The organism is Actinoplanes sp. CA-051413, assembly GCF_050955795.1.
Taxonomy (GTDB): Bacteria; Actinomycetota; Actinomycetes; order Mycobacteriales; family Micromonosporaceae; genus Actinoplanes.
On record NZ_CP192100.1, the window covers coordinates 4417737 to 4443103 of the forward strand.

Annotated in this window: 20 protein-coding genes; 9 read left to right on the top strand and 11 right to left on the bottom strand. The window is 72.4% G+C overall.

The genetic code is table 11. The features are described from left to right. Positions 1 to 100 precede the first annotated feature (100 nt). On the bottom strand, positions 101 to 445 hold the full coding sequence (locus ACQP2Y_RS20435; protein ID WP_360834125.1) for a histone-like nucleoid-structuring protein Lsr2: 345 nt from the start codon (positions 443 to 445) through the stop codon (positions 101 to 103). A 371-nt stretch (positions 446 to 816) separates the two neighbouring features. Between ACQP2Y_RS20435 and ACQP2Y_RS20440 the strand changes: the two genes are divergently transcribed. After that, the gene (locus tag ACQP2Y_RS20440) at positions 817 to 5847 is read left to right on the top strand and encodes a family 43 glycosylhydrolase (protein ID WP_433730567.1); all 5031 of its coding nucleotides are present in this window, start codon (positions 817 to 819) and stop codon (positions 5845 to 5847) included. A 2-nt stretch (positions 5848 to 5849) separates the two neighbouring features. On the opposite strand, the gene ACQP2Y_RS20445 is transcribed toward ACQP2Y_RS20440, so the two are convergent. Beyond that, positions 5850 to 6791 carry a hypothetical protein gene (locus ACQP2Y_RS20445; RefSeq protein WP_433730569.1) on the bottom strand — a complete coding sequence of 314 codons (942 nt, stop codon included), beginning with the start codon at positions 6789 to 6791 and terminating at the stop codon, positions 5850 to 5852. A gap of 94 nt (positions 6792 to 6885) precedes the next feature. After that, positions 6886 to 7629 (bottom strand): SDR family NAD(P)-dependent oxidoreductase, encoded by a 744-nt coding sequence (locus ACQP2Y_RS20450; RefSeq protein ID WP_433730571.1) that lies wholly within the window; start codon positions 7627 to 7629, stop codon positions 6886 to 6888. Between the two features lie 73 nt (positions 7630 to 7702). Between ACQP2Y_RS20450 and ACQP2Y_RS20455 the strand changes: the two genes are divergently transcribed. Next, positions 7703 to 8218 carry an HAD domain-containing protein gene (locus ACQP2Y_RS20455; protein WP_433730573.1) on the top strand — a complete coding sequence of 172 codons (516 nt, stop codon included), beginning with the start codon at positions 7703 to 7705 and terminating at the stop codon, positions 8216 to 8218. On the opposite strand, the gene ACQP2Y_RS20460 is transcribed toward ACQP2Y_RS20455, so the two are convergent. Beyond that, positions 8201 to 9577 carry a serine hydrolase domain-containing protein gene (locus tag ACQP2Y_RS20460; protein ID WP_433730575.1) on the bottom strand — a complete coding sequence of 459 codons (1377 nt, stop codon included), beginning with the start codon at positions 9575 to 9577 and terminating at the stop codon, positions 8201 to 8203. The two genes, ACQP2Y_RS20455 and ACQP2Y_RS20460, sit on opposite strands and share 18 nt — an antisense overlap. A 189-nt stretch (positions 9578 to 9766) precedes the next feature. Here ACQP2Y_RS20460 and ACQP2Y_RS20465 point away from each other — a divergent pair, with 189 nt between their 5' ends. Genes ACQP2Y_RS20465 through ACQP2Y_RS20475 form a run of 3 tightly spaced genes read left to right on the top strand, consistent with a single transcriptional unit; the run spans position 9767 to position 15874 of the window. Next, on the top strand, positions 9767 to 13501 hold the full coding sequence (locus tag ACQP2Y_RS20465; protein WP_433730577.1) for a SpoIIE family protein phosphatase: 3735 nt from the start codon (positions 9767 to 9769) through the stop codon (positions 13499 to 13501). A 31-nt stretch (positions 13502 to 13532) separates the two neighbouring features. Next, positions 13533 to 14369: an ATP-grasp domain-containing protein gene (locus tag ACQP2Y_RS20470; protein ID WP_433730579.1), complete on the top strand. Its 837-nt coding sequence runs from the start codon at positions 13533 to 13535 to the stop codon at positions 14367 to 14369. A 32-nt stretch (positions 14370 to 14401) separates the two neighbouring features. After that, on the top strand, positions 14402 to 15874 hold the full coding sequence (locus ACQP2Y_RS20475; protein WP_433730581.1) for a family 43 glycosylhydrolase: 1473 nt from the start codon (positions 14402 to 14404) through the stop codon (positions 15872 to 15874). A 13-nt stretch (positions 15875 to 15887) separates the two neighbouring features. Here the strand turns inward: ACQP2Y_RS20475 and ACQP2Y_RS20480 are convergent, their stop codons facing one another. Continuing rightward, positions 15888 to 17129: an RNA-guided endonuclease InsQ/TnpB family protein gene (locus tag ACQP2Y_RS20480; RefSeq protein WP_433730583.1), complete on the bottom strand. Its 1242-nt coding sequence runs from the start codon at positions 17127 to 17129 to the stop codon at positions 15888 to 15890. A gap of 34 nt (positions 17130 to 17163) precedes the next feature. Here ACQP2Y_RS20480 and ACQP2Y_RS20485 point away from each other — a divergent pair, with 34 nt between their 5' ends. From ACQP2Y_RS20485 to ACQP2Y_RS20500, 4 genes are all read left to right on the top strand, one after another. Continuing rightward, a complete protein-coding gene (locus ACQP2Y_RS20485; RefSeq protein WP_433730585.1) occupies positions 17164 to 17337 on the top strand; it encodes a hypothetical protein in 174 nt (57 codons plus the stop codon). A gap of 164 nt (positions 17338 to 17501) precedes the next feature. Then, positions 17502 to 17969 carry a hypothetical protein gene (locus ACQP2Y_RS20490; protein WP_433730587.1) on the top strand — a complete coding sequence of 156 codons (468 nt, stop codon included), beginning with the start codon at positions 17502 to 17504 and terminating at the stop codon, positions 17967 to 17969. An 81-nt stretch (positions 17970 to 18050) separates the two neighbouring features. Continuing rightward, on the top strand, positions 18051 to 18461 hold the full coding sequence (gene tsaA / locus ACQP2Y_RS20495; protein ID WP_433730589.1) for a tRNA (N6-threonylcarbamoyladenosine(37)-N6)-methyltransferase TrmO: 411 nt from the start codon (positions 18051 to 18053) through the stop codon (positions 18459 to 18461). 10 nt (positions 18462 to 18471) lie between these two features. Beyond that, complete coding sequence (locus ACQP2Y_RS20500; protein ID WP_433730591.1) at positions 18472 to 19407, top strand: DUF2332 domain-containing protein; 936 nt, start codon at positions 18472 to 18474, stop codon at positions 19405 to 19407. A gap of 7 nt (positions 19408 to 19414) precedes the next feature. Here ACQP2Y_RS20500 and ACQP2Y_RS20505 read toward each other — a convergent pair whose 3' ends face one another. Genes ACQP2Y_RS20505 through ACQP2Y_RS20530 form a run of 6 tightly spaced genes read right to left on the bottom strand, consistent with a single transcriptional unit; the run spans position 19415 to position 25322 of the window. After that, positions 19415 to 20380 carry a cyclase family protein gene (locus ACQP2Y_RS20505; protein ID WP_433730593.1) on the bottom strand — a complete coding sequence of 322 codons (966 nt, stop codon included), beginning with the start codon at positions 20378 to 20380 and terminating at the stop codon, positions 19415 to 19417. Further along, positions 20377 to 21513 carry an alpha/beta hydrolase family protein gene (locus ACQP2Y_RS20510; RefSeq protein ID WP_433730595.1) on the bottom strand — a complete coding sequence of 379 codons (1137 nt, stop codon included), beginning with the start codon at positions 21511 to 21513 and terminating at the stop codon, positions 20377 to 20379. Before ACQP2Y_RS20510 ends, ACQP2Y_RS20505 begins: the two co-directional genes overlap by 4 nt. An 11-nt stretch (positions 21514 to 21524) precedes the next feature. After that, on the bottom strand, positions 21525 to 22256 hold the full coding sequence (locus tag ACQP2Y_RS20515; RefSeq protein ID WP_433730597.1) for an SDR family NAD(P)-dependent oxidoreductase: 732 nt from the start codon (positions 22254 to 22256) through the stop codon (positions 21525 to 21527). Further along, entirely contained in the window at positions 22253 to 23236 is a 984-nt protein-coding gene (locus tag ACQP2Y_RS20520) for a fumarylacetoacetate hydrolase family protein (protein ID WP_433730599.1), read from the bottom strand. The genes ACQP2Y_RS20515 and ACQP2Y_RS20520 overlap by 4 nt, the downstream gene beginning before the upstream one ends. Next, entirely contained in the window at positions 23236 to 24174 is a 939-nt protein-coding gene (locus tag ACQP2Y_RS20525; RefSeq protein WP_433730601.1) for a VOC family protein, read from the bottom strand. Before ACQP2Y_RS20525 ends, ACQP2Y_RS20520 begins: the two co-directional genes overlap by 1 nt. A gap of 17 nt (positions 24175 to 24191) precedes the next feature. Then, the gene (locus tag ACQP2Y_RS20530) at positions 24192 to 25322 is read right to left on the bottom strand and encodes an FAD-dependent monooxygenase (RefSeq protein WP_433730603.1); all 1131 of its coding nucleotides are present in this window, start codon (positions 25320 to 25322) and stop codon (positions 24192 to 24194) included. Between the last annotated feature and the right edge of the window lie 45 nt (positions 25323 to 25367).

Sequence of the window (25367 nt, forward strand, 5' to 3'; positions counted from 1 at the left end):
TTGCCGCGGCCGGGCCGGGAAAGGCCGTCGCGCGTGCCGGGACGCCGTTGCGAGGGGCGTCGTCATCACATTCGCGACGGCGTCACCGGCGGGCGCTGAATCAGCGCTTGCTGTGGAACGCCTCGACGATCGAGGTGGGGATGCGGCCGCGTTCGGAGACCTCGTAACCGTTCTTGTTGGCCCATTCCCGGATGGCCTGGTTCTGGTCGCGGTTGGCCCGGCTGGGGGCCGGCGCGGTGCTGCGCGCGGCGATCCGCGCGGTGCTGCTGCGGCCGATCCGGGAGGCGGCAGCCAGGTACGGGTCGAGCGCCTTGCGCAGCTTGCCGGCGTTCTTCTCGGAAAGGTCGATGGTGTAGCTGACGCCGTCGATGCTGAATTCGACGGTGCGGTCCGCTTTGCTGCCGTCAATGTCGTCGGTCAGCAGGGTGACGATCTGCTTGGCCATGTGGTCGCTCCCGGATAAGCCTTTGGTGCGGCACCTGGTGACCGCCTCTATTGGCGATACCATAGCCGATATCGCCATGCCGTCGTCCGGCGCAGTGCGATAAACGAATCCGCGTTCTTCCGTGTCGCGTATCCGTTACCGCGGCGTCGCACAAGGTGGCGCGGTGGCCGCCGCGCCGCCGGTCCCGCGTGGGTGGTTATATGTGCCCTCGGCGACCCGGTCCTTTGCTTTGTGGTCGGTCCATAACGGACAAAGACAGCGGCGAATGAGCGGGCCTGTGTTTCGGCTTGGTGTCGGTTGCTTGACAGGCATGTTGTGACCGTTAACACTTTCGGCAATCTTCCGGCTCCCACCCCTGGATAGAGGCCTTCATGGTCGCCGAGCCCCGTCGTCGCGGCACCCGACACCTGTCCCGTATCGCTGCCTGTCTGCTGGCCGCCGGCGCCCTCGTGGCACCGGCCGCACCCGCCGCCGCAGCTGATGTCACCGGCGGCCTGGTGCTGCGGTACGACCTCACCCAGTCCTCCGGGACCGCGGTCCCGGACACCTCGGGCCACGGCCGCGACGGCGTCCTGCGAGGTGACGCGTCGTTTGCGCCCGACGGCGGTGGTCTCGTCCTCGGCGGCACCGACGGGCACGTGCGGCTGCCGGACAATGTGCTGGCCGGGCTCGGTGCGGTCACCGTGGCGGCCGACGTCTACATCGACACCGCGCAGGCCACGCCGTACATGATCTGGGCGCTGGGCAACACCGACGCCGGCGGCGTCGGCAACGGTTATCTGATGGCCACCGGGGACCCCTACCGGACGGCGATCGCCAGCGGGAACTGGAGCACCGAGCAGACCGCCAAGGCCGGATCGGGCCTGCCCCGCGGGGTCTGGGCGAGCATCGGCTACACCCTCGGCGCCGATGGTGTGGCGACCGAATACCTCAACGGGCAGCCGGTGGCGACCACCTCCGGCGTCACCATCACCCCCGGCAGCATCGGCTCGGGCGTCACCAAGGCGAACTACCTGGGCCGGTCCGTCTACACCGCGGACGCCTACCTGCACGGCCGGATCCGCAACTTCCGGATCTACGACCGGGCGCTGAGCGCCGCCGAGGCCGCCGGGATCGCCATTCCCGACGCCACCCGGGTCGCCGGGGACCGGGCGGCGCTGACCCTGGGGGACACCTCGGCGGTCACCGGTGACCTGAGCCTGCCGGCCGCCGGACCCGCGTACGGCAGCAAGGTCTCCTGGTCCTCCTCGGACCCGGCGGTGATCACGCCCGCCGGTGCGGTGACCAGGCCGGCCGCCGACACCACCGTGACCCTGACCGCGACCCTCACCAGCGGTTCCAGCAGCGCCACCCGCGCCTTCCCGGTCACCGTCAAGGCGGCCCTCAGCGCCGCGCAGAAGGTCGAGCAGGCCCGCGAAGCGCTGACCGTCACCAACCTCGACGACGCCCGCGGCAACCTGACCCTGCCGGTCACGGGCCTGCACGGCACCACCGTCGCGTGGTCCAGTGCGGACCCCGCCACCGTCAGCGCCACCGGTGTCGTGCACCGGCCCGCGGCCGGCAGCCCGGCCCGGCGGGTCGCCCTCACCGCCACGGTCAGCCTCGGCCCGATCAGCGCCACGAAGTCGCTGACCGCCACGGTGCCCGCTCTGCCCGTGCCCGCGTCGCTGAAGGGCTACGCCTTCGCCTACTTCACCGGCAACAGCATCGCCGGTGAGAAGATCTCCTTCGCCGCCAGCCAGGGCAACAACGCCCTGCGCTGGACCGAGCTCAACGGTGGCCAGCCGGTGCTCACCTCCACGCTGGGCACCAAGGGCCTGCGCGACCCGTTCCTGATCCGCTCGCCCGAGGGTGACAAGTTCTTCCTGATCGCCACCGACCTGTCCATCGGCAGCGGCACCTCCTGGGACGACTCGCAGCGCCGCGGCAGCCGCTACCTCGAGGTGTGGGAGTCCACCGACCTGGTGCAATGGGGGCAGCAGCGGCACGTGCTGGTCTCGCCGCCGACGGCCGGCAACACCTGGGCCCCGGAGGCGTTCTGGGACGACACCCTGGGCCAGTACGTCGTCTTCTGGGCGTCCAAGCTGTACGCCGAGACCGACCCCGGGCACACCGGCGACGCCTACAACCGGATGCTCTACGCCACCACCCGCGACTTCGTCACGTTCAGCACGCCGAAGATCTGGCAGGACCGCGGCTCGTCCCGGATCGACAGCACCGTGATCAAGGACGGCGGCAAGTACCACCGCTTCACCAAGGACGAGGGCGCGGTCACCGGCTGCAGCGACATCATCCAGGAGCAGGCGGACTCGCTGACCGCGGTCGACGACGTGGCGGACCCGGCGTACGACCCGAAGAACCCGGCGTGGCGGATCGTGGCCTCCTGCATCGGCAAGGCCGCCGGCACCTCCGCCGTGGAGGGCCCGACCGCCTTCAAGGCCAACCCCGGCGACGAGTCCGGCTCGGACTACTACCTCTTCGTCGACGAGTACGGCGGCCGCGGCTACATCCCGCTCGGCACCGACAACCTCGACGCCCCGGCCTGGAAGGTGCCGGCGAGTTACGCCCTGCCGAAGAGCCCGCGCCACGGCACGGTCCTGCCGGTCACCCAGGCCGAGCTCGACCGGCTCTCCGGCACGCCCGATCCGCTGCCCGCCACCGCCGACGGCCTGGTCGCCCACTACGCCCTGGACCAGAGCACCGGCACCGCAGTCATCGACTCCTCCGGCAACGGCAACAACGCCACGGTCGCCGGCGGCACGAGCTGGAGCGACGGCAGCCTGACCTTCGGCGGCACCGACGGTTACGTGAAGCTGCCGGACAACGCCATGGCGGGGATGCGGGCCATGACCGTCTCCACCGACGTCTGGATCGACCCGGCCCAGCCCAAGCCCTACTTCCTGTGGGGGATGGGCAACACCGACAGCGGCGGCGCCGGCAACGGGTACGTGTTCAGCACCGGCGACAACTACCGCGCGGCCATCGCCTCCGGCAACTGGACCACCGAACAGGGCACGGCGACGGGCAGCGCCCTGAGCCGCGGCTCGTGGCGGACGCTGACCTACACCGTCGGCGACGGCACCGCGACGCTCTACCTCGACGGCCGCCAGGTGGCCCGCAACACCGCGGTCACCGTGACCCCCGGCTCGATCGGCAACGGCGTCACCAAGGCCAACTACCTCGGCCGCTCGGTGTACGCCGCGGACAAGTACTTCAAGGGCCGGATGCGCGACGTCAGCATCTACAACCGGGCCCTCACCGCCGCCGAGGTCGCCCAGCTCGGCGGCAACGCCACCACGGTCTCCGCGGTGACGCTGGACAGCCTCAAGGCCCCGGCCCTGATCGACAGCGAAGCCGGCACCATCGTGCTGCCGGTCCGCCCCGGCACCGACCGCCGCAACCTCAACCCGGTCTTCACCGTGGCGAGCACCTCGACGGTCACCGGTGCGGGAGCCGGCGACTGGTCCACCGCACGGCGCATCACCGTCACCAGCGCCACCGGCGCGACCCGGTTCTACACGGTCACCACCCGGGTGCTGCGCTCGCCGGTGCTGCCCGGCCTCAACGCCGACCCGAACATCGTCCGCTTCGGCGACACCTACTACATCTACGCGACCACCGACGGCATCGCGGGCTGGGGGAGCACCACTTTCAAGGCGTGGTCCTCGACCGACCTGGCGACCTGGACCGAGCACGGCACGATCCTCGACCTGGCCGACGTGTCCTGGGCCCACACCAACGCCTGGGCCCCGGCGATCGCCTCGGCCAACGGCAAGTACTACTTCTACTACTGCGCCGCGGGCAACATCGGGGTGGCCACCGCCGACTCGCCCCTCGGGCCGTTCACCGACACCGGCGCGCCACTGATCGACCGCGACGACTACGCCGGCGCCCAGCAGATCGACCCGGCCGTGTTCACCGACACCACCGGGCAGAGCTACCTGTACTGGGGCAACGGCAAGGCCTACGTCGCGCCGCTGAACGCGGACATGACCTCGATCGACGTCACCAAGCGGCAGACCATCGGCGGGCTCACCGACTTCCGCGAGGGCCTGTTCATGAACGAGCGGAACGGGACCTACTACCTGAGCTACTCCGTCGACGACACCGGCAGCGAGAACTACCGGGTCGCCTACGCCACCGGCAGCTCGCCGTACGGGCCGTTCACCGCCCGCGGCGTGATCCTGGCCAAGGACCCGGCGCAGGGCATCCTCGGCACCGGGCACAGCTCGATCATCCAGGTGCCCGGCACCGACGACTGGTACATCGCGTACCACCGCTTCGCGCTCACCGGCGGCGACGGCTTCCACCGCGAGACCACCATCGACCGGCTGTACTTCGACGCGACCGGCGCCATCACCCCGGTCATCCCGACCCTGGAGAGCGTCGACCCGCTCACCTACACCGGGGTGCCCCCGCAGGCGTCCATCTCCCGGCCCGGGACCGACGGCTGGTACGGCGCCGGCGCCACCCTCACCCTCAGCGGCGGCGCGGGCAACAGCACGATCGAGTACGCGCTGGGCGACGGCGCCTGGTCCGCGTACACCGAACCGGTGCCGCTGCCGGCCGGCTCGTACACCGTGCGCCACCGGGCCCGGGGCGCGAACCTGATCCTCGGCCCGGTCGCCGAACTGCCGGTACGGGTCGACCCGGAACCGCCGATGTCCGCCGTCGCGGTGCGGACCGTCAAGAACGCCTCGACGGTCACGCTCAGCGCCCAGGACACCGCCTCGGGCGTGGCCTCGATCAGCTACCGCGTCGACGACGGCCCGTGGCAGCCGTACGCGAAGCCGTTCACCCTCACCGGCGTGCACCGGCTCGCGTTCCAGGCCACCGACCGGGCCGGCAACCAGGAGACCGCGCAGCAAGTCACCGTGCCGCTGCAGCCGGACGTGACCGCCCCCGCGGTCACCGGGCTGACCGACCCGCGGCAGCCGACCGGCCGGCACGGCTGGTTCACCGGCCCGGTGGCCCTGGTCGTCACCGCCACCGACCCGTCCGGCATCGCCTCCCGCGAATACCGGACCGCCGGCGGCAGGTGGCAGACCTACACCGGACCGGTGCCGCTGCCGGCCGGCGTGACCACCGTGACCTACCGGGCGACCGACCACTTCGGCAACGTGTCGGCGCCGGGCACGCTCACCGTGCGGCGCGACCCCCAGCCGCCGGCGGTCAGCGCGGCGGTGCGGGTCGGCCGGTCACCGGTCACGGTCACGCTGAGCGCCAAGGACGGCGGCTCGGGGGTGGAGCGGATCTCGTACCGGGTGGACCGTGGGTCCTGGCAGACCTACAAGACGCCGGTCAAGGTCCGCGGCAAGGGCACGCACCGGGTGTCGTACCGGGCCACCGACCGGGCCGGCAACACCAGCCCGGTGCGGACCGTGCAGGTGCGGATCCGCTGACCTCACGGCGTCGCCGCGGCCACCAGCTCCTGGTACGCGGCGACGCCGTCCGGGTCGGCGTAACCACCGGCCGGCACGACCGACGTGCCCAGATACCAGTTGTCGTGCTGCCAGTACAAGACGACCTGGAACCCGTGCGACGCCAGCCAGGTGCGGGAGGCGCGGATCGCCGGTCCCCGCGACGCGCGGACGCCCTGGTCGTCGTCGATGCCCCACTCGGTGAGCGTCAGCGGGCGGCCGAGGGCGCCGAAAGCGCCGTACCAGCGCAGCATCCGCGGGTCGCTGCCGACGCTGACCGGGTCGTCCGGCTCGCTGCCGCGGGTGCTGGCCTGCCAGTACAGATCGATCCCGTACGCGTCGGCGTAAGCGACCGGCACGACCCAGTCCCGCACCTCCCGGTCCCCGCCGGTGCCGTTGTTGGTCACGAACGCCGAGCCCGACCGCCACTGGTACGCCATGTGCACCGGCACCACGTTGACGGCCGCGTTGACCGCCTTGCTCTGCTGGTACACCCGGGTGAACGCGGCCACGAACTGCACGCCGGTCATGTCGTCCTCCGGCTCGTGGTAGTACGTCAGATAGCTCCCCGCCGGCATCGCCGCGGCGATCGCCTGGATCTCCCCGTCACAGGTGCCGGCGGCGACGGCGACCGGCGTGCAGGTCGTCTTGAACGAGTACCAGAGCGTCGCGCCGTAGGTCTGCTGACAGCTGAGGGCATCGGCGGGCGGCAGGGCGGCGGCCGAGGTGAAGACCCGGCGGACGGTGAGCTGCGGCCCGAGATGCGCACGCTCGTCGAGGAACCCGGCGCAGGTGTTGCCACTGCCGACGGTGTCGGCGCTGGAGGTGGTGGCACCGACGGCCAGTGTCGGCAGGACGAGCGCGGCTGCCGGGGCCGGGGTCACCGGTCCGGCCAGCAGCAACGCGACAATCAGGGGAACGTGCATGGCGACCTCCACGGTCACAGGATGGTATCGAGAGGCTACGATTAGTAGCCATTGATCACCATCGCTGTGCGCCCGGATCGCCGCCGGCCGTCAGTCAGACCGTGAAGCCGCCGTCCACGTTGATCGTCGCGCCTGTGACGTAGCGTCCGTCCGGGCCGGCCAGGAACGCCACGGCCGCGGCCACGTCCGCCGGTTCCGCGTAGTGGCCCAGCGCCGTCAGGGCGTTGATCGCCTCGGCGTTCGGGCCGTCGGCCGGGTTCAGGTCCGTGTCCGTCGGGCCGGGGTTGACCAGGTTGACGGTGATCGCCCGCGGGCCCAGTTCCCGCGCCAGGGCCTTGGTCAGGCCGGTCAGCGCGGTCTTGCTCAGCGCGTACAGGCTGAAGCCGGGGAAGACGGCCCGCTCGGCCACGTTGCTGCCGATGGAGATGATCCGCCCGCCGCCGGTCAGGTGCCGCAGCGCCGCCTGCGCGGCGACGAACGGCGCCCGGACGTTGACCGCGACGCTCTGCTCGAAGTCGGCCAGGCCGAGCTGTTCCACCGGCCCGAGCAGGAAGGCGCCGGCATTGTTGACCAGGATGTCGAGCCGGCCGAGCTCGGCGGCGGCCCGGTCGACGGCGGCCACCACGGCCGCGGGGTCGGCGCTGTCGGCCGGTACGGCGATCGCCCGCCGCCCCAGCATCGTGATCTCGTGCGCCACTTCCTCGGCCCGCTGCTTGTCCCGCAGATAGGTCAGTGCGACATCGGCACCGTCCCGAGCCAGCCGCACCGCCGTCGCGGCGCCGATGCCCCGCCCGCCGCCGGTCACCAGCGCCACCTTGCCGTCAAGTCGGTTCGTCATGCCGCCAACCCTGCGCGATCACCCCGCGCCGAGTCTGGCGGCATTAGGACGTGGCGTTCGTACAATGCCGGCGATGCCTGCCGCTGCCGACCGTCCGATCGTCTTCCTCGATGTCGACGGGCCGCTGATCCCGTTCGGTGGCTTGGGCCGCCGCTACCCGGCCGCGGATCCCGAGCCCGGCGCCCACCCGCTGCTGTGCCGCCTGGACCCGGCGGACGGGCCGAAGCTGCTCGCGTTGCCCGGCGAACTGGTCTGGGCCACGACGTGGGGCGAGCACGCCAACGAGGTGATCGCGCCACGGCTCGGCCTGTCCGGCCTGCCCGTCGTCACCTGGCCCGACAGCGACGACGAGCCGGTGGGCGGCCGGCACTGGAAGACCGCCGGGCTGGTCCGGTGGGCGGCCGGGCGGCCGTTCGTCTGGGTCGACGACGAGGTCACCGACCGGGACCGCCGCTGGGTGGCGGCCTGCCATCCCGGGCCGGCGCTGCTGCACCGGGTCGATCCGCGCACCGGCCTGACGGATGCCGACTTCGCCGCGCTGGCCGACTGGCTGAATGCGGCTGTGCGCCGGTCAGCGGGGCACGCGTAGTTCGGACAGCGGTGGGTCGCCGAGCGGCGAGGTCTCCCAGCGGGCCTCGAACGTCCCGGCCGCCGGGTCGAGCCGCAGGTGCAGGCGGTGCGGCGTCTCCACGAAGATCACGTCGACGTGCAGCTGCCCGCCGGCCCAGACGGATGCGGTGGCCAGCGGGCCCGTGGTGGTCCATGCGCCCGGCGCGCCCAGGGCGGCGGCCAGTTCGGAGTCGCCTTCCAGCAGCCGGATCTCGTCGGGCCCGGTGACCACCCGGACAGTGTGCAGGCCGGGAAGCTGATTCCCCGTCCCCGGTCGCAAGGTCAACGGCGTGCGGTCAGGCTGCGGCCCGTCGGCTGCCGGGCCGGGCAGGGGTACGGGCTGAGGCGTCCAGACCCGGTCGGGCGGTGCGTCCGCAGTCAGCGCGGGCAGCAGGTGCGTCCATACGGCTTCCAGCACGCCCGGAGCGTCCAGGCTCTGCGACGTGATCGCCACAACCGCGTCCGCCTCGGGCAGGACCAGCATGAACTGCCCGTACGCGCCGTCGCCGCGGTAGCCGTGCCGGCTGCGCCAGAACTGGAAGCCGTACCCCTGGTCCCAGTCCGTCTCGGGGATGCCGGTCGTGATGTGCGCGCGGGTCGCTTCCTCGACCCACTGCGGGCTCAGCAGCTGCCGGTCCGCCCAGACACCGTTGCGCAGGTACAGCTGGCCCAGCTTGGCGATCGCCTCGGTCGGCAGGTGCAGACCCGAGAAGCCGATCTCGCGTCCTTGCGGGTCGCGCGTCCAGCCCGTCCGCGTGATGCCCAGCGGCTCGAACAGCCGGGGCCGCAGGTACGCCGTCAGCGACTCCCCGCTGACCCGCTGGATGATCGCCGACAGCGCGTGGGTGCACGGCTGGTTGTACGCGAACACCGTCCCCGGCTCGTGCTCCGGCGGGGTGAGCAGGAAGCCGCGCAGCATGTCGCCGTCGCCGGCCGTCCGGGCCCGCTCGAAGGCGTCGCCGTCGTGCCCGCTAGCCATCGCCGCCACGTGCCGGACCAGGATCGCGCGGGACCGCTCGTCGGTCACCTCCGCGTCGAGCTCCGGGAAGTACGACAGCACGGTCGCGTCCAGGTCCACCCGGCCCTCGTCGACCGCGAAGCCGAGCGCGGTCGACGTGAAGCTCTTGCTCACCGAGTAGGCCAGCCGCGGCCTGCCCGGCTCGTACGGCGGCCACCAGTGTTCCGCGACCACGTGCCCGTGCCGCAGCACCATCAGGCTGTGCAGTTCCGCGCCGCTGAGCGCGGCGACCGCGGTGACGAACCGGTCGATCCCGGACGCGTCGACGCCCTGTGCGGCCGGCCCGCTGCGCGGCAGCGCCGCCTCCCCGAGGGTTCTCATCCTCCGAACCTAGCGCCGCGGGTGGGGAGCCCGCGCGGGTGATACGAGCGTCGCGGCCCACCTCCGTGGCGCGGGCCCGACGGGCGTGTGCGAAAGTCGACCGACGGGGTAAAGGACACTGGTCAACGTCAACGGGGTCGGCCGCGCCGGCCGGAGGTGAGGCTCGCGCATGACCGGTGATCGGTACTGATGTCGCCGGATGACCTGTTCGCCGACGGGGGCACCGCCGGACGGCTCATGGCCGGGCTGGACTGGGCCGCCACGGATCTCGGTCCGGTCGGCGGGTGGCCGCAGAGCCTGCGTGCCGCCGTACGCATCGTGTTGTCCTCGCGCTATCCCATGCTGCTGCTGTGGGGCCCGCGGTTCACCCAGCTCTACAACGACGCGTACTCCGCGCTGATCGGCGACCAGCACCCCGCCGCGCTCGGCGGCGACGTGCGGGTCACCCTGGCCGACAGCTGGAACGTGCTGGAGCCGCTCATCCTCGACGCGATGGCCACCGGCGTGGCCAGCTGGGTGCCGGCCCTGCAGCTGGTGCTGGACCGGGCCGGTTACCGCGAGGAGGCGTACTTCAGCGTCTCGCACGCCCCGGCCCGCGACGACGACGGCACCACCATGGGGGTGCTCACCGTCTGCAGCGAGGTCACCGACCAGATCGTCGGGGAGCGGCGGCTGCGCCTGCTGCGGGACCTGTCGCTGCCGGCCGGCACGGATCCCGTGGACGTCGCCGAGACCTGCGCCCGGCTGTCGGCGGTGATCGGCGAGCAGCCGCTGGATGTGCCGTTCGCCGCGATCTATCTGCGGGACGGACGGATGCTGCGGCTGGCGGCGTGCGTCGGTGCCGACGCGGACAACGGTCCGGTGCAGGCGGCGCTGCCCGGGTCACTGAGCCTGGCGGAGGCGACCGCTGATTCCGCGTACCCGGAAGGCGACGATCCCTGGGGCCTGCGGGCCGCCGCCGCGGGCCGCACCGCCCGGACCGACGACGTGGTGAAGCGGGTCGCCGTGACCGGTGGTCCCTGGGGCGACCCGGTCCGGGCCGCCGTCGCCCAGCCCTTGCCGTCGGCCGACCGTGAGCAGCCCGTCGGGGTCATCCTCACCGGGATCAGCCCCAGCCGCGGCCTCGACGAGACCTACCGCTCCTTCCTGCAGCTGCTCGCCCAGCAGGTCGCCGTCGCGGTCCGCAACGCCCAGGCGTACCAGCAGGAACGGGAGCGCGCGGAGGCGCTGGCCGAGCTCGACCGGGTCAAGACCGGCTTCTTCACCAACGTCAGCCACGAGTTCCGCACCCCGCTGACGCTGATGCTCGGCCCGCTCGCCGACGCCCTGGCCGACCGGCAGGAGCCGCTTCCGGCCGGGCAGCGCGAGCGGGTGGACACCGCCTGGCGCAACGCCAACCGGCTGCTGGGCCTGGTCAACGATCTGCTGACGTTCTCCAGCCTGGAGGCCGGCCGGGCCGGGCACGCGCCCCGCTCGCTCGACCTGGCCACCTGGACCGCGGAGCTCGCCGGGGTCTTCCGGTCCGCCGTGGAACGCGCCGGGCTGCGCCTGGTCGTGGACTGCCCGCCGCTGCCCCGGCCGGTCGCCGTCGACCCGGGCAACTGGGAGAAGATCGTCACCAACCTGATCTCCAACGCCCTCAAGTTCACCTTCGTCGGCGAGATCCGGGTGACGCTGGCGGCGGACGACGAGCGGATCCGGCTGCGGGTCACGGATACCGGCATCGGCATCGATGCCGCGGAGCTGCCGCGGCTGTTCGACCGGTTCCACCGGGTCCAGGGTGTGCGCTCGCGCAGCCACGAGGGCACCGGCATCGGCCTGGCGATGGTCCGCGAGCTGAGCCGGCTGCAGGGCGGCGACGTGCAGGCCGAGAGCACGCCGGGGGAGGGCACCACCTTCACGGTGGCCCTGCCGTGGACCGCGGTCGAGCCGGTCGCGGAGCGCGCGGCCACGCCGGCGTTCTCCACTGCCGAGGCGGCGGTCCGCGAGGTCACCGGCTGGCTCGACGACGACGCCGGCGCCGAGGCGCCGCCCGCCGCGCCCGCCGGCCCGGCGGAGGAGCTGTCCGCGGCCCGGATCCTGGTGGCCGACGACAACAGCGACATGCGGGCCTATCTCGTACGGCTGCTCGGCGCGCAGGGCTGGCAGGTCGACACGGTCGCGGACGGGCAGGCCGCGCTGGAGACGATCGCCCGCAACCCGCCCGACCTGCTGCTGACCGACGTGATGATGCCCAGGCTGGACGGCTTCGGCCTGGTCCGGGCGCTGCGCCGGGAGCCGGCCACCGAGGCGTTGCCGGTCGTGATGCTGTCCGCCCGCGCCGGTCAGGAGGCCGGCGTCGAGGGCCTGCAGGTCGGCGCGGACGACTATGTCGTGAAGCCGTTCACCGCCGCCGAGCTGATCGCCCGGGTCCGCACCACTCTGCGGCTCGCCCGGCTGCGCGGCACCCACACCCGGCAGCTGCGGGTCCTCGCCGACACCGCCGCGGTGATCGCCTCCGGCCGGGCGCTGGAGGAGGCGTTCCAGGCCGCCACCGAGCAGGCCCGCGCACTGCTGGGCGGCGTACGGGCGGTGACCGAGCTGGACGGCGACGAGCACCACCCCCCGTTGCGCTTCACCGCGCCGCCGGCGGGCATCGCGGACGCCGTCGCCGACACCCGCACGCTGACCGCGGTCCTCCAAGGGGCCGACGGGAGGCGGCTCGGCAGCATCGCCGTACGGGTCGGCGCCGCCGGCCCACCGGCCGATGACGGCCGGGCCCTGCTCGACTCGATGGCCACCATGCTGGCCTCGCTGGCGCAGAGCACCTGGCAGCTCGAACACGAACGGCAGCTCACCCTCACCCTGCAACAGAGCCTGCTGCCGGAGAGCCTGCCCGCGCCGGAGGGCTGGGACCTGCAGGCGCAGTACCGCCCGGCCACCGGCGAGGCCGGCGGCAACTGGTACGACGTCGTCGCGCTGCCCGGCGGCGACCTGGTGCTCAGCATCGGTGACGTGGCCGGGCACGGGCTGGGCGCGGCGGTGACCAGCGGGCAGGTCCGCAACGCGGTCCGCGCGTACGCGGTCGAGGACCCGGCCCCCGCACCCGTCCTGACCCGCGTCGCGCGGCTGCTGTCCCGCCTGGGCACGCCGTTCTCGGCCAGTCTGCTCGTGGCCCGGTTGAAGCCGGCCACCGGCGAGCTCTCCTGGTGCAGCGCGGGTCATCCCGCGCCGGTGCGCAGCGCCCCGGGCGAGGACACCCGGCTGCTGACCGGCACGGTGGGACCGCCGCTCGGCGCCGCCGCGGCGACCTACGAGCAGAACGAGGACTCCCTGCCGCCCGGTGCGCAGCTGGTGCTGTTCACCGACGGGCTGGTCGCCACGGAGGGCCCGGAGCGGCTGCTGCAACGCGCCGGCGTCTCGTACGCGAACGGCGCCCCGGCGGCCACGGTCGTCGAAGCGGTCCTGGCCGGTGTCGCCGAGCCGTTGCGGGACGACGTCGCGGTCGTCGCCGTGCGCCGGCGGGGACCGGTGGTGCCGGCCGCCGTCGCCGAGCTGCCGGAGGTCGACGCCACCTGGGTCTATCCGCTGGCGCCGCCGGCCGCCGCGGCGATGCGACGCGATCTGCGCGCGGCGCTGTCCGGCGACCGGATCGATCCCGACCTGCTCGACGACCTGCAGGTGGCGGCGACCGAGGCGGTCAACAACGCCGTCGAGCACGCCCAGCGGCCCAGCCGCCCCGAGGTCGAGGTGCGGCTCCAGGTCGCGGACGGGCTGGTCCGGGTGGTGGTGCAGGACTTCGGCGGCTGGCGGGAACGGCCACCGGCCCGCGACCGCGGCCGCGGGGCGCTGCTGATGAACGCGTACGGCGACGTGCGGGTCACCTCGACGGCGACCGGCACGACGGTGACCATCGAACGCCGCTGGGCCGAGCCTCCGCGCTAGTACGGACGGCACCGGTCACCATGGTGCGGTGATGATGCTGATTCCCGCTGATGTGCTGCGACCGCGCCGGCCCGACGAGCACTTCGCGCCCGAGGCCGCGGCCGCCCGCGAGGCCGGGTGGACGGTCGCGCTGGTCGATCACGACGGGCTGGCCGCGGGCGCGGCGGACGCCGCGGTGGCCCGCGTGCCCGCCGGTGACGGCGCCGTCTACCGGGGTTGGATGCTGGGGGCCGACCGGTACGCGGCGATGGCCGACGCCCTGGCCGGACGTGGTGTGACGCTGCGGACCGATCCCGAGCAGTACCGCCGCGCCCACGAGCTGCCGGGCTGGGCCGGTCAGCTGGCCGGCTTCACTCCGGACACCACGTGGACAACCGGTGCTGATCGCGCTGCCTTCGACGTGGCCCGGGCCGGGCTCGGCGCGGGGCCGGCGGTGCTGCGGGACTGGACCAAATCGATGAAGCACTACTGGGACGAGGCGGTCTACGTCCCGGAGCTCGCGGACGCCGCGGCGGCCTGGCGGGTGGCGAGCCGGTTGCGGGAGCTGCGTGGTGACGAGTTCACCGGGGGGTTCGTGCTGCGCCGGTTCGAGGAGTTCACCGGGGCGGAGGTTCGTACCTGGTGGGTGCGCGGGGAGTGCCGGCTGGTCAGCGCCCATCCGGACAGCCCGGACGAGCTGCCGCCGGACGGGCTCGACCTGGCCGCGGTCACCCCGGTGGTCGCGGGGCTGGGGCTGCCGTTCGTGACGGTGGACCTCGCGTTGCGCGCCGACGGGGTGTGGCGGGTCATCGAGGTGGGTGACGGTCAGGTGAGCGACCGTCCGGTGTCGACGACCGCCGATGCCTTCGTCGCCGCGGTCGGCTCTTGACCCGGTTGTTGTGACCGTTAACACTGGCCCGCATGACCGTCTCCGCGAGTCCCCCCGCCCGGCGCGGCCGGTGGCGCCCAGCCCTGATCGCCGTCGCCGCGATCCTCAGTCTCGTCGCGGCGACGTTGACGGGCGCCACTCCCGCGGCCGCCTCACCCGCGGTGCAGTACACCAATCCGCTGGTCAACCAGCGGGCCGACGCCCACATCGTCAAGCACACCGACGGCTACTACTACTTCACCGCGACGGTGCCCGAGTACGACCGCATCGTGCTGCGCCGGGCCACCACCATCCAGGGCCTGTCCACCGCGCCAGAGACGGTGATCTGGCGCCGGCACACCAGCGGCATCATGGGCGCGCACATCTGGGCCCCGGAGATCCACTTCATCGACGGCAAGTGGTACGTCTACTTCGCCGCCGGCGCGACCAACGACATCTGGGCCATCCGGATGTACGTGCTGGAAGGCACCGGCGCCAACCCCCTTACTGCCTCCTGGGCCGAGAAGGGTCAGATCCGTACGTCCTGGGAGACCTTCGCGCTGGACGCCTCGACCTTCGTCACCAACGGCGTGCGCTATCTGGTCTGGGCGCAAGCGGAGCCCGGCATCGACACCAATTCCAACCTCTACATCGCCCGGATGAGCAACCCGTGGACCATCACCGGCACCCCGACGCGGATCGCGGTGCCGACGCTGGCCTGGGAACGCCGGGGCGGGGTCGAGGTGAACGAGGGACCCGCGGTGATCCAGCGCAACGGCCGGGTGTTCCTGACGTACTCGGCCAGCGCGACCGACGCCAACTACTGCCTGGGGCTGCTGACCGCCTCCGCCACCAGCAACCTGCTCAGTGCGTCGTCCTGGACCAAGACCCCCGACCCGGTCTTCGTCAGCAACGCCGGCACCGGCCAGTACGGCCCGGGCCACAACTCCTTCACCATCTCGGAGGACGGCCAGAGCGACATCCTCGTCTACCACGACCGCAACTACCCGACGATCAACGGCGACCCGCTCAAGGACCCGAACCGCCGTACCCGGGTGCAGAAGCTCTACTGGAACGCCGACGGCACCCCGGACTTCGGCATCCCGGTGCCGGACGGCGCCACCCCGGTACGCCTGAAGTCGGCCAACTACCCGGACCGCTTCGTCCGCCACTGGGAGTACCGGGCGCGCACCGAGGCCGCGGTCAAGCCGCTCGCCGACTCCCAGTTCCGCCTGGTCCCGGGCCTGGCCGGCGGCGGGACGGTGTCCCTGGAGTCCACCAACTTCCCGGGCTACTACCTGCGGCACAGCAACTTCGAGGGCTGGGTACGCCGCGACGACGGCACGGCGGCCTTCCGCTCCGACGCCAGCTTCACCCGGCGACCGGGCCTGACCGGCAGCGGGACCGTGTCGTTCGAGTCGGTCAACTTCCCCGGCCGGTACCTGCGCCACTACGACAACCTGATCTACGTACAGGCCGTCCCGACCGCAACCGACCGCGCGGACGCCACCTTCATCCTCGATTGACGATCTCTCCGCCCTAAAGTTGAAGGACGGAGTATCCCTCCACGCTGCGTATGGAACACGCGGCGTCCGAGCGGATTACCGCTTCGCCGCGCGGTGCCACCATCGCTAGTGGTCTGATCCGCGCTCCACGGTCGTTTAGGCTCTCGGCGCGTCCCGCCGCGAGCACGTTCATGGCCGCGTTAACGTCCCGGTCGTGGGCCGACCCGCATGGGCAGGTCCACGACCGAACGTCCAGGGCCATCTTGTCGTTGATCCGCCCGCAGTCCGAGCACATCCGGGTGGACGGGAAGAAACGGTCCACCCGGGCGAACGTGCGCCCGTACCGGGCGGCCTTGTACTCCACCATGCTCGTGAACGACGCCCAGCTGGCGTCGTGCACGGACTTGGCGAGCCGGGTCCGGCCGAGACCGACAACGCACAGGTCCTCGACGTACACCGCTTGGTTGTCGCGGATGATCCGTGTCGAGAGCTTGTGCTGCCAGTCCCGCCGGGTGTCAGCCACCCGCGCGTGCGCGCGAGCGACCTTGACGACGGCCTTCTTGCGGCGGTTGCTGCCCCTTTGCTTGCGGGAGAGATCCTGTTGCAGGCGCTTGAGCTGGCGGTCGGCCCGGCGCAGGAATTTCGGCGCGGCCACCTTCGTGCCGTCGGACATGACCGCGAAGCGGGTCAAGCCCAGATCGATCCCGATCTCGGACTCGACCGGCGGTAACTTCTCGCCCTCGCCGGTTTGCACGACCAACGACGCGAAGTACCGTCCCGCCGCGTCCCGGATCACCGTGACCGAGCTGGCCTCGGACGGCAGCTCCCTCGACCAGCGGACCGGTACGTCGCCGATCTTCGGCAGCCTTAGCCGGCCGTTGTCCAGCACCTTGAATCGAGCGTTTCTGGTGAACCGGATCGCCTGCCGGTTGTCCTTTCGGGAGCGGCACCGCGGCGGGGCCACTTTGGGGCCCTTGCGCTTGCCCGTGACCGAGGCGAAGAAGTTGCGGTACGCGGTGTTGAGATCCGCCAGTGCCTGCTGCAACACCACGGCCGACACCTCGCCCAGCCACGCCCGCTCCGGGGTCGCCTTCGCCTCGGTGATGATCCGGCGCGACAGCTCGCCATCCGAGACGTACTTCCGGCCCGCCTCGCGTGCCTGCTGACGCAGACGCAGCCCGTCGTTGAACACCACCCGCGCACACCCGAACGCCTTCGCCAGCTCGATCTGCTGGCCGGGCGTCGGGTAGACGCGATAGTTGTATCGGAGCTGCACAAGCGGAAGAGTACACAAGGGTTACCATGTCGTCATGGCCGACACCCCGAATGAGATCAGCGTCCGCGAACTGAGGCTGGCGCTCGCAGGCACTCTCAACAGCGTCACCGTGCGCGGCCGGATCATCTACGTGACCAATCACGGCCGGCGCATCGCCGCCATCGTGCCGGTACCGGTGGCCGAGCAGATCGAACAGGCGCGAGGTTAGGCACCGCTCGGGCCCTGGCGGCCCTCCCAGCGTCGGCCTTCACCCCGGGCTTGAAGGCCGGAGCACTGGCCCGCATTCCGGTAGCCGGGGACGGGGCAGCGGACACGGCGATCACTCAGTAACCTGACGCGGCCCCGCCGTCGTCGGAGTTCCCGAGGAGAGCCGTGTCCCACCCCCAGCAGCAGTCCGCCGCCGCCCCGGCCCAGGCCGTCCCTGGCCAGGGCCAGTTTCTGGTCGTCGCCTGCCGGATGTGCGGCAGCGTGCCGGCCGCGCCGGTGACCTTCCGCGGTCACCAGGGCTTCGTCATCGTGATGCGGTTCCTGAGCCAGCCCGGCCCGTTCTGCCGCGACTGCGGACTGGCCACGTTCCGCGCGATGACCGCCCGCACCCTGGTCCAGGGCTGGTACGGCTGGGCGTCGCTGATCATCACGCCGATCACGGTGCTGATCAACCTGGTCAAGCGGGGCCAGGTGGCCCACCTCGGCGCGCCGCAGCCCAACCCGTACGGGCCGAGCCGGCCGCCGATGAACCCCGGCCCGCGGCTGCTGCAGCGGCCGATGGCCGTCATCGGGCTGGCGATCCCGCTCGTCCTGATCGCACTCATCGCCTTCGCGATCAGCCAGGACTCCTGACCGGCGCCGCGCGGTCGGTTGCTGATGGCCGGTGCCGCCTGGGTCGTAGGCTCGGGGTTCGCCGCCGCACGGGAGGTAGGGATGCCGGACATCGTCGTGGTGCCGATCGGGGTGGTGCGGTCCCCGCTCACCGACCCGCGCGAGGCGCCGCGCCAGCCCGACGAGGGCGCACCGCAAGCGCGGATCGAGTTGACTCCCGAGGCAGCCCCGGCTGCGGCCGACCTGCGTGCCGGCGATCGGATCGTCGTGCTGACCTGGTTGGACCGGGCCGACCGCGCGACGCTGCGGGTACGCCCCCGCGACGATCCCGAACGCGCCGAGACGGGCGTGTTCAGCACGCGGTCGCAGGACCGGCCGAATCCGATCGGCCTGCACGAGGTGACCGTTGCCGAGGTCACGGCGGGGGTGGTCACGGTCGCCGCCCTCGAAGCGCTCGACGGGACGCCGGTCCTCGACATCAAGCCTGTGCTGACGGAGGTCAAGCAGCGGTAGACAGGACAGCATGACCATCGCCGACAGGTACGCCGAGTTCGCCGCTCGCGAGGCCCACGGGATCTCGCCCACCTACGAACGCCTCTCGTACGCGGTCGCCGCCGACGCCGGGCTGCTGGCCCTCATCGGCACGCTGCCACCGGAGAAGCAGCAGCCGAACCTGCTGTTCGGGGTGGTGCGCTCGCTCGGCGGGCCGGTGCGGGAGCCGGACGAGTTCCGGGCCTGGGCGCGGGCGAACTGGCCGGCGATCGAGCCGCGGATGCGTACCCGGGCCACGCAGACCAACGAGCCCGGCCGGTGCGCCGTCCTGCTGCCGGTCCTGGCGGCGCTGCCGCAGCCCCTGGCGTTGATCGAGGTCGGTGCTTCGGCCGGGCTGTGTCTCTATCCGGACCGGTACGCCTACCGCTACGGCGACCACACCGTCGGCACCGGAACGCCGCTCCTCGAATGCGCCGCGACCGGGCTCGTCCGCCCGGACACGCTCCCGCAGGTGGTGTGGCGTGCGGGCCTCGACCTGAACCCGCTGGACGTCACCGACCCGGCGGACGTCGCCTGGCTCGACGCCCTGATCTGGCCCGAGCACGAGCACCGCCGTACCCGGCTGCGGGAAGCCGCCGCTGTCGCCGCCGCCGACCCGCCGCTGCTGATCCGCGGCGACCTGGTCGACGACCTGGCGGCCCTGGCCGCCCGGGCCCCGGCCGGCGCGACGCTCGTGGTGCTGCACACCTCGGTGCTCTACCAGGTGCCGGAGCCGCGCCGGAGGGCGTTCGCCGAGCTGGTGACGGCCCTGCCCGGACACTGGGTTTCCAACGAGGCCGAAGACATCCTGGCCCACGACTGGCTGCCGGCCCCGCCGGACGACGCGCTCTACAACGTGCTGTCCCTCGACGGCAAGCCGCTGGCCTGGACCCGCTCCCACGGCCAGGCCCTGACCTGGTTCGGCTGACCAGCGCCTACTTCACCGCTATCGGGTTGACCGGGGCGCCCACCGCGCCGGTCACCGGCAGGGGTGCGGCGGTCAGCCAGCAGTCGTAGACGCCGTCCGTGGCGCAGTCCGCCGCCAGTTCGTCCAGGTCCCACATCTCGCCCAGGAACAGGCCGATGTGCGGGATCGCCACCTGGTGCAGGGGCTGGAACGCGTCGTCGAACTCGTTCGGGCGTACCTCGAAACCCCACGTGTCGGTCGCGACCGCCGCGATCTCCGTGTCGTGCAGCCAGTCCGCGGTCGTGAACGACAGGCCCGGGGACGGGCCGCCGGCGTAGTCGCCCCAGCCCTCGCGGCGGGCCCGGGCGAGCCGGCCGGTCCGCACCAGCACGATGTCCCCGCGGCCGACCGCCGCCGACGGGCCCTGCCGGTCGATGGTCGTGGCCAGGTGTTCCTGCGTGATGGCGAAGCCGTCGGGCAATTCGCCGTCGGTGCCGATCGCGCGGCCCACGTCCAGCAGCACCGCGCGCCCGGCGATGACGTCGGCGACCGTCTCGATGCCGGTGACGGCGTCGCCCAGGCTGGTCACCACCTCGCCCGCGGGCCGGCCGTTCCAGGCCACCCCGTGGTCGAAGATGTGCCCGAGCCCGTCCCACTGGGTCGAGCACTGCAGCGGCATGGCGATGACGTCGTCGGCGCCGCCGAGCCCGTGCGGGAAGCCCTGGATGCCGGCGGCCGCGTCGGTGCCGGTGTCCAACATGGTGTGCACCGGGTTGGTCCGGCGCCGCCAGCCCTTCTGCGGGCCGTCCATCTCGAAGCGCTGCGACAGCGAGAACGAGCGGCCGCGCCGGATCAGCGCCGCCGCCGCGGCCCGCTTGGCGTCGGTCAGGAAGTTCATGGTGCCGCGCACATCGTCGGCCCCCCAGCGGCCCCAATTGGAGCAGCGCTTGGCCGCCGCGGCGATGGCCCCCTCGGGATCGGTCCGGTCGATCATGCGAACTCCCCGGCGATCCAGTCGGCGATGAACACGCTGACGTGCGGCAGGTGGTCCAGGCCGATGTGCTCGGCGCCGCCTTCGGCGGGGGTGAAGATGCGCAGCTCGCGGCGGGGGCTGTTGACCGCCTGCTCGTACGACCGGTGGGCGTAGGCCAGGGGGATCTGCCGGTCGTTCTCCCCGTGCGCGATCAGGAACGGCACGGTGATCTGCTCGACCACCCCGTCGAGGTGTACGGCCTCGGCCTTCTTGATGAACGTCCGCACGTCGGTCTCGCCCCAGACCCAGAGCACGTGGTCCCAGTAGTGCGGGACCGGGTTCTCACCCTCGCGGTCGAGCCGGCGCTTCTGCACCGCGCCCCAGTTGTGGTTGGCGCCCCAGGCCACGCACAGCGCCAGGCGCTTCTCGAAGGCGGCGGCCCGCGGGGCGAAGTAGCCGCCCAGCGACCAGCCGACCAGCCCGATCCGGGCCGGGTCCACCTCGCCGCCGGCCAGGAGGTGATCGACGCAGGCGGCGGCCCAGTCCTCGCTCTCGACCCGGGCGGTCAGGCCACCGAAGCGCAGGGCCTCGCCGCTGCCCGGGCAGTCGACCATCAGCGTGGAGATGCCCCGGGCGGCCAACTCCCGGGGAAAGCCGGAGACGTACATGTGCTCCTTGGTGGAGTCCAGGCCGTTCCACATGATCACGCAGGGCGCGCCGGGGCCCGCCGAGGTGAAGTACGCCGGCAGGTGAGTGCCCTCGAACGGTACGGCGACCCGCCTGGTCGCCGGGTCCAGCAGGTCGAAGGTCTTCTGCATGAGGTCGAGACAGCGCTGATAGACGGCTCGGCGCTGCGGCGAGCGGGCGCTCTGCATCCGCTCGGCCTGCACCAGATAGTTCGTCGCCCGGTGGTACTTCTGCCCGGCCGCGCGCTTGTGCCCGGCCTTCTCGTCGTCGATCGCCTGCGCCTGGAGGTCGTCGACGACGGCGGTCCAGGCCGCCATGAAGTCCTCGGTGCCCACGTCGGAGCCGCGGGTGGCGGCGTCCCGGATCGGCCGGCAGGCGCGGTCCACCTCGTCGATGAGCCCGCCGCTGTTCAGGGTGGCGACCACGCCGAGATTCCAGACGTAGTTGCCCGGGAAGTATTCGAACATCGCGGATCCTTCTAGGAGTCGGGGGACAGGTAGGCGGGACGCAACGCGTCCGAGACGGGTTTCGCGCCGCCATGCGAGCCGGCACCCCCGTCGACGGGGATCTCGGCGCCGGTCACGTACGACGCGGCGTCGCTGAGCAGGAAGGTGATGACGGCGGCCACCTCGGCGGCCTGCCCGGGGCGCCCGAGGGGTGTGCCGGCCACCGCCGCGTCCCGGAACGCCGGGACCGCCGACGCCGTCATCGGGGTCTCGATGAAGCCGGGGTGCACGATGTTCACCCGGATCCCGCGCGGCCCGAGCTCCAGACAGGCCGCGTGCGTCACGCCGCGCAACGACCATTTGCTGGCCGTGTACGCGACCGGATAGTGCCCCTGCACGGCGGCCAGCGAGCCGACGTTGACGATCGACGCACCTGCCGGCATCAGCGTGGCCAAGCTCTGGATGGCCAGCAGAGGTCCGAGGACGTTGACCGCCTGCACCCGCTCGAACGCGGCCACGCTCACGTCGCCGAGCCGGGCCCGCCAGGTGGTGCCGGCGCAGTTCACCAGCCCGCGTACGGGTTGCCCGGCGGCGCGCAGCCCGGTGGCCAGGGCGGCCCAGGCCTGCTCGTCGCGTACGTCGAAGGCCCGTACGCCGTCACCGGCCTGCTGGTCCAGCGCGACCACCTCGGCGCCGCCGTCGCGCAACGACGCTGTCACGGCGGCCCCGATGCCGGAGGCGGCGCCGGTGACCACGACGGTCACCGGCCGGCCTCGGACAGGCGCGCGCGGGCCGGGTCGCGGCGGCGTACGGCCGGCAGCGCGGCGGCCTTCCGCCCGGTGGCGACCCGGTTGACCAGGCTGCCGATGCCGTCCACGGTCAGCGTGACCACATCACCGTCGCGCAGCGGCGGCGGTGTCCGCTCCCCGCGGCGGCCCCACAGCTCGGCCAGGCAGCCGCCGTTGCCCACGGTGCCGGAGCCCAGCACGTCGCCGGCGACCACCCGGCTGTCGCGGGACGCGTAGGCGATCATCGTCTCGAACGTCCAGCCCATGTTGGCCAGCAGGTCGCGGCCCACCTGGACGCCGTTGACCGTCGCGGTGCACCAGAGCTCGAGGAAGCCCCAGCTGTCCCGGTACGGTTCCAGCTCGTCCGCGGTGACGATCCACGGGCCGAGGGTGCCGGCGAAGTCCTTGCCCTTGGCCGGTCCCAGGTTGACCCGCATCTCGCGGCTCTGGAGGTCGCGGGCCGACCAGTCGTTGAGGATGGTGTAGCCGAAGACGGTGTCCGCCGCCTGCTCGACGGTCAGGTCGGTGCCGCCGCTGCCCAGCACGACCGCCACTTCCAGCTCGAAGTCGCGGGCCGTCGAGGCGGCCGGGAACGGTACGTCGTCGTCGGGGCCGATGATCGTGTGCGGGTTGGTGAAGTAGAAGGTCGGGGCGTCGTACCAGGCCTCGGGGACGCCGCCGGTGCCGTCCACGCTGCGCCGTACGCCCTCGACGTGTTCCTCGAAGGCGACGAAGTCGCGCAGGCTGGCCGGGGTCAGGGGCGCCAGCAGCCGTACCTCGTCGAGCGGGACGCCGGCCGAGGCGCCGACCGCTTCGTGGCCGAGGGCGAGAGCCGCGTCCAGCCCCTGCCCGATGATGTCCCGCATGGACAGCGCCGGGGCGAACGGGTGGACCCGGTCTCCGGCCACGACGCCGGTGCGCTGCTCACCGGCGTACCGGAAGGTCGCGAGCCGCATCAGACCGGGGGAGCGACGAAGACGCCGCGGTCGGGGTCGTTGAACGACTGCCGGGCGACGAACTCGCTCATCGGGTTGGCCGTGCCCCACTGGTCGCTGACCATCGGGTCGGAGAAGTCGTAGAGGTGCGGGTGCCAGGTGTCCTCGTCGAGTTGTTCCAGCTCGGTGGTGTACTCGACGGTGTTGCCGTGCGGGTCGAGGAAGTAGCTGAAGGTGTTGTTGCCCGCCATGTGCCGGCCCGGCCCCCAGACCTTCTCCACGCCCGCGCGCAGCAGCCGGCCGGTGCCGCGCATGTACTCGTCGATGCCGCGCAGCTCGAACGACGCATGGTGCAGCGACGTGTGCGGGCCGCGCGCCACGGCCAGGCTGTGGTGGTAGCGGTTGGTGCGCAGGAACCACATGACCTCGCCCATGTGCGGCGAGTGCAGGGTGTCGGAGAGCGCGAAGCCCAGGTGCCGCTGGTAGAACGCGACGGTCGCCTCCGGATTAGGCGAGTTGATCACCACGTGCGAGAGCTTGACCGGGATGGACTCACCGGCCTCGACCCGGCGGTGCCGGCGGACCTCGACGTCGCAGGACACCTCGACCGTACGGCCGTCCACGTCGAAGAAGCGGAAGCCGTAGCCGCCGCCGGGTGTGCGCAGCTTGTCCGGCTCCTGCACGAGCGTGACCCCGGCGCGGCCCAGCCGTTCGGCGAGGGCGTCGACGTCGGCGTCCGAGGCGGCACCGAAGGCGATCAGGTCCAGGCGCTTCTCGGCCGCCCGGCGCAGCCGCACCGAGTACTGCTCGGGGGAGCCCTCGGCGGCCAGGAACGCGATGCCGTCGTCGGTGGTCTGCGGGCTCAGACCCCAGGTGCCGGTGTAGAAGTCGAGCTGGCGGTCGTAGTCGGGCACGGCCAGGTCGACGTGCCGCAGGTGGGTGATGAGTCGTTCGTCCATCGGAGGCTCCTTGGGGGTCACGCCGGTGCGCTGACGAGGTGGGAGATGCGGGCCATCAGGCCGGGGACGTCGCCGCGCTCCCGGTCGAGCAGCCACCGGCTCAGCTGCAGCGAGGCGTCGACGACGGCGGTGGCGCGCGGGATCCGCCGGTCGGTGAAGGCCTGCCACATCGCGTCGGTCGGTGCGTCGGCGGCCAGCAGCAGCTCGGCGAGGACCTCGGCGTCCTCGAGGGCCTGGGCGGCACCCTGGGCCAGGGTGGGCGGGCAGGCGTGGGCGGCGTCGCCGATGAGCACCACCCGGCCGCGGTGCCACGGCGCGCTCAGCACGTGGCTGGAGAACCACGTGTAGTTGACGGTGGCCGGGTCGGTGAGCTGCTCACGGATTTCGTCCCACGGCCCGTGGTACGCCTGCGACAGCTCCCGCATCACCGCCAGCGACTCCGGTGGGCTGAGCTCACTGCGATCGCGGGCGTCCTCGACCAGGTACGCGTACAGCGAAGCCGGCCCGGTGGGGCAGTAGCCGGCGATGTAGCACGGGCCGCCGTAGTAGAGATCGGTACGCGTCACGCTCGCCGGCCGCGGGGTGAACGCCCGCCAGATGCCCATGCCGGTGGGCGTGGTCGTCAGGTCGATGCCGAGCATCCGGCGCGTCTGGGAGCGGATCCCGTCGGCGCCCACCACCAGGTCGTAGCGGGCGGTGCCGCCGTCGGCGAAGGTCACGTCGACGCCGTCCGCGTCCTGGGTGAACGTCGTGCAGGTGGTCCCGAACCGGATCTTGGCACCCACCGCCGCCGCCCGGTCGAGCAGGATCCGGGCCAGCTCCGGCCGGTACATGCCGGTGGTGGCGGGCAGGTCGGGGCCACCGGTACGGATGTCGTCCAGCTCGGCGATGAGCGTGCCGTGCGGGTCCGGGGCGCGCAGCCCGAGAGTGTCGAACGAGTAGCCGTGGGCCGACACGTCCGCCCAGACACCGAGCCGGCGCAGCACCCGCAAGGCGTTGCCCTGCAACGTGATGCCGGAGCCCGCGGTGTCGGCGGCCGGCTTGGCGTCGATGAGGTCGACCGAGACTCCGCCCTCGGCGAGCAGGATGGCGATCGCCGTACCGGCGGCACCGCCGCCTACGACGAGCACGTTGCGGACTGCGGCCATGGCGGTTTCTCCCGGGTTTCGCGGCTTGTGACTCACACCACTGTC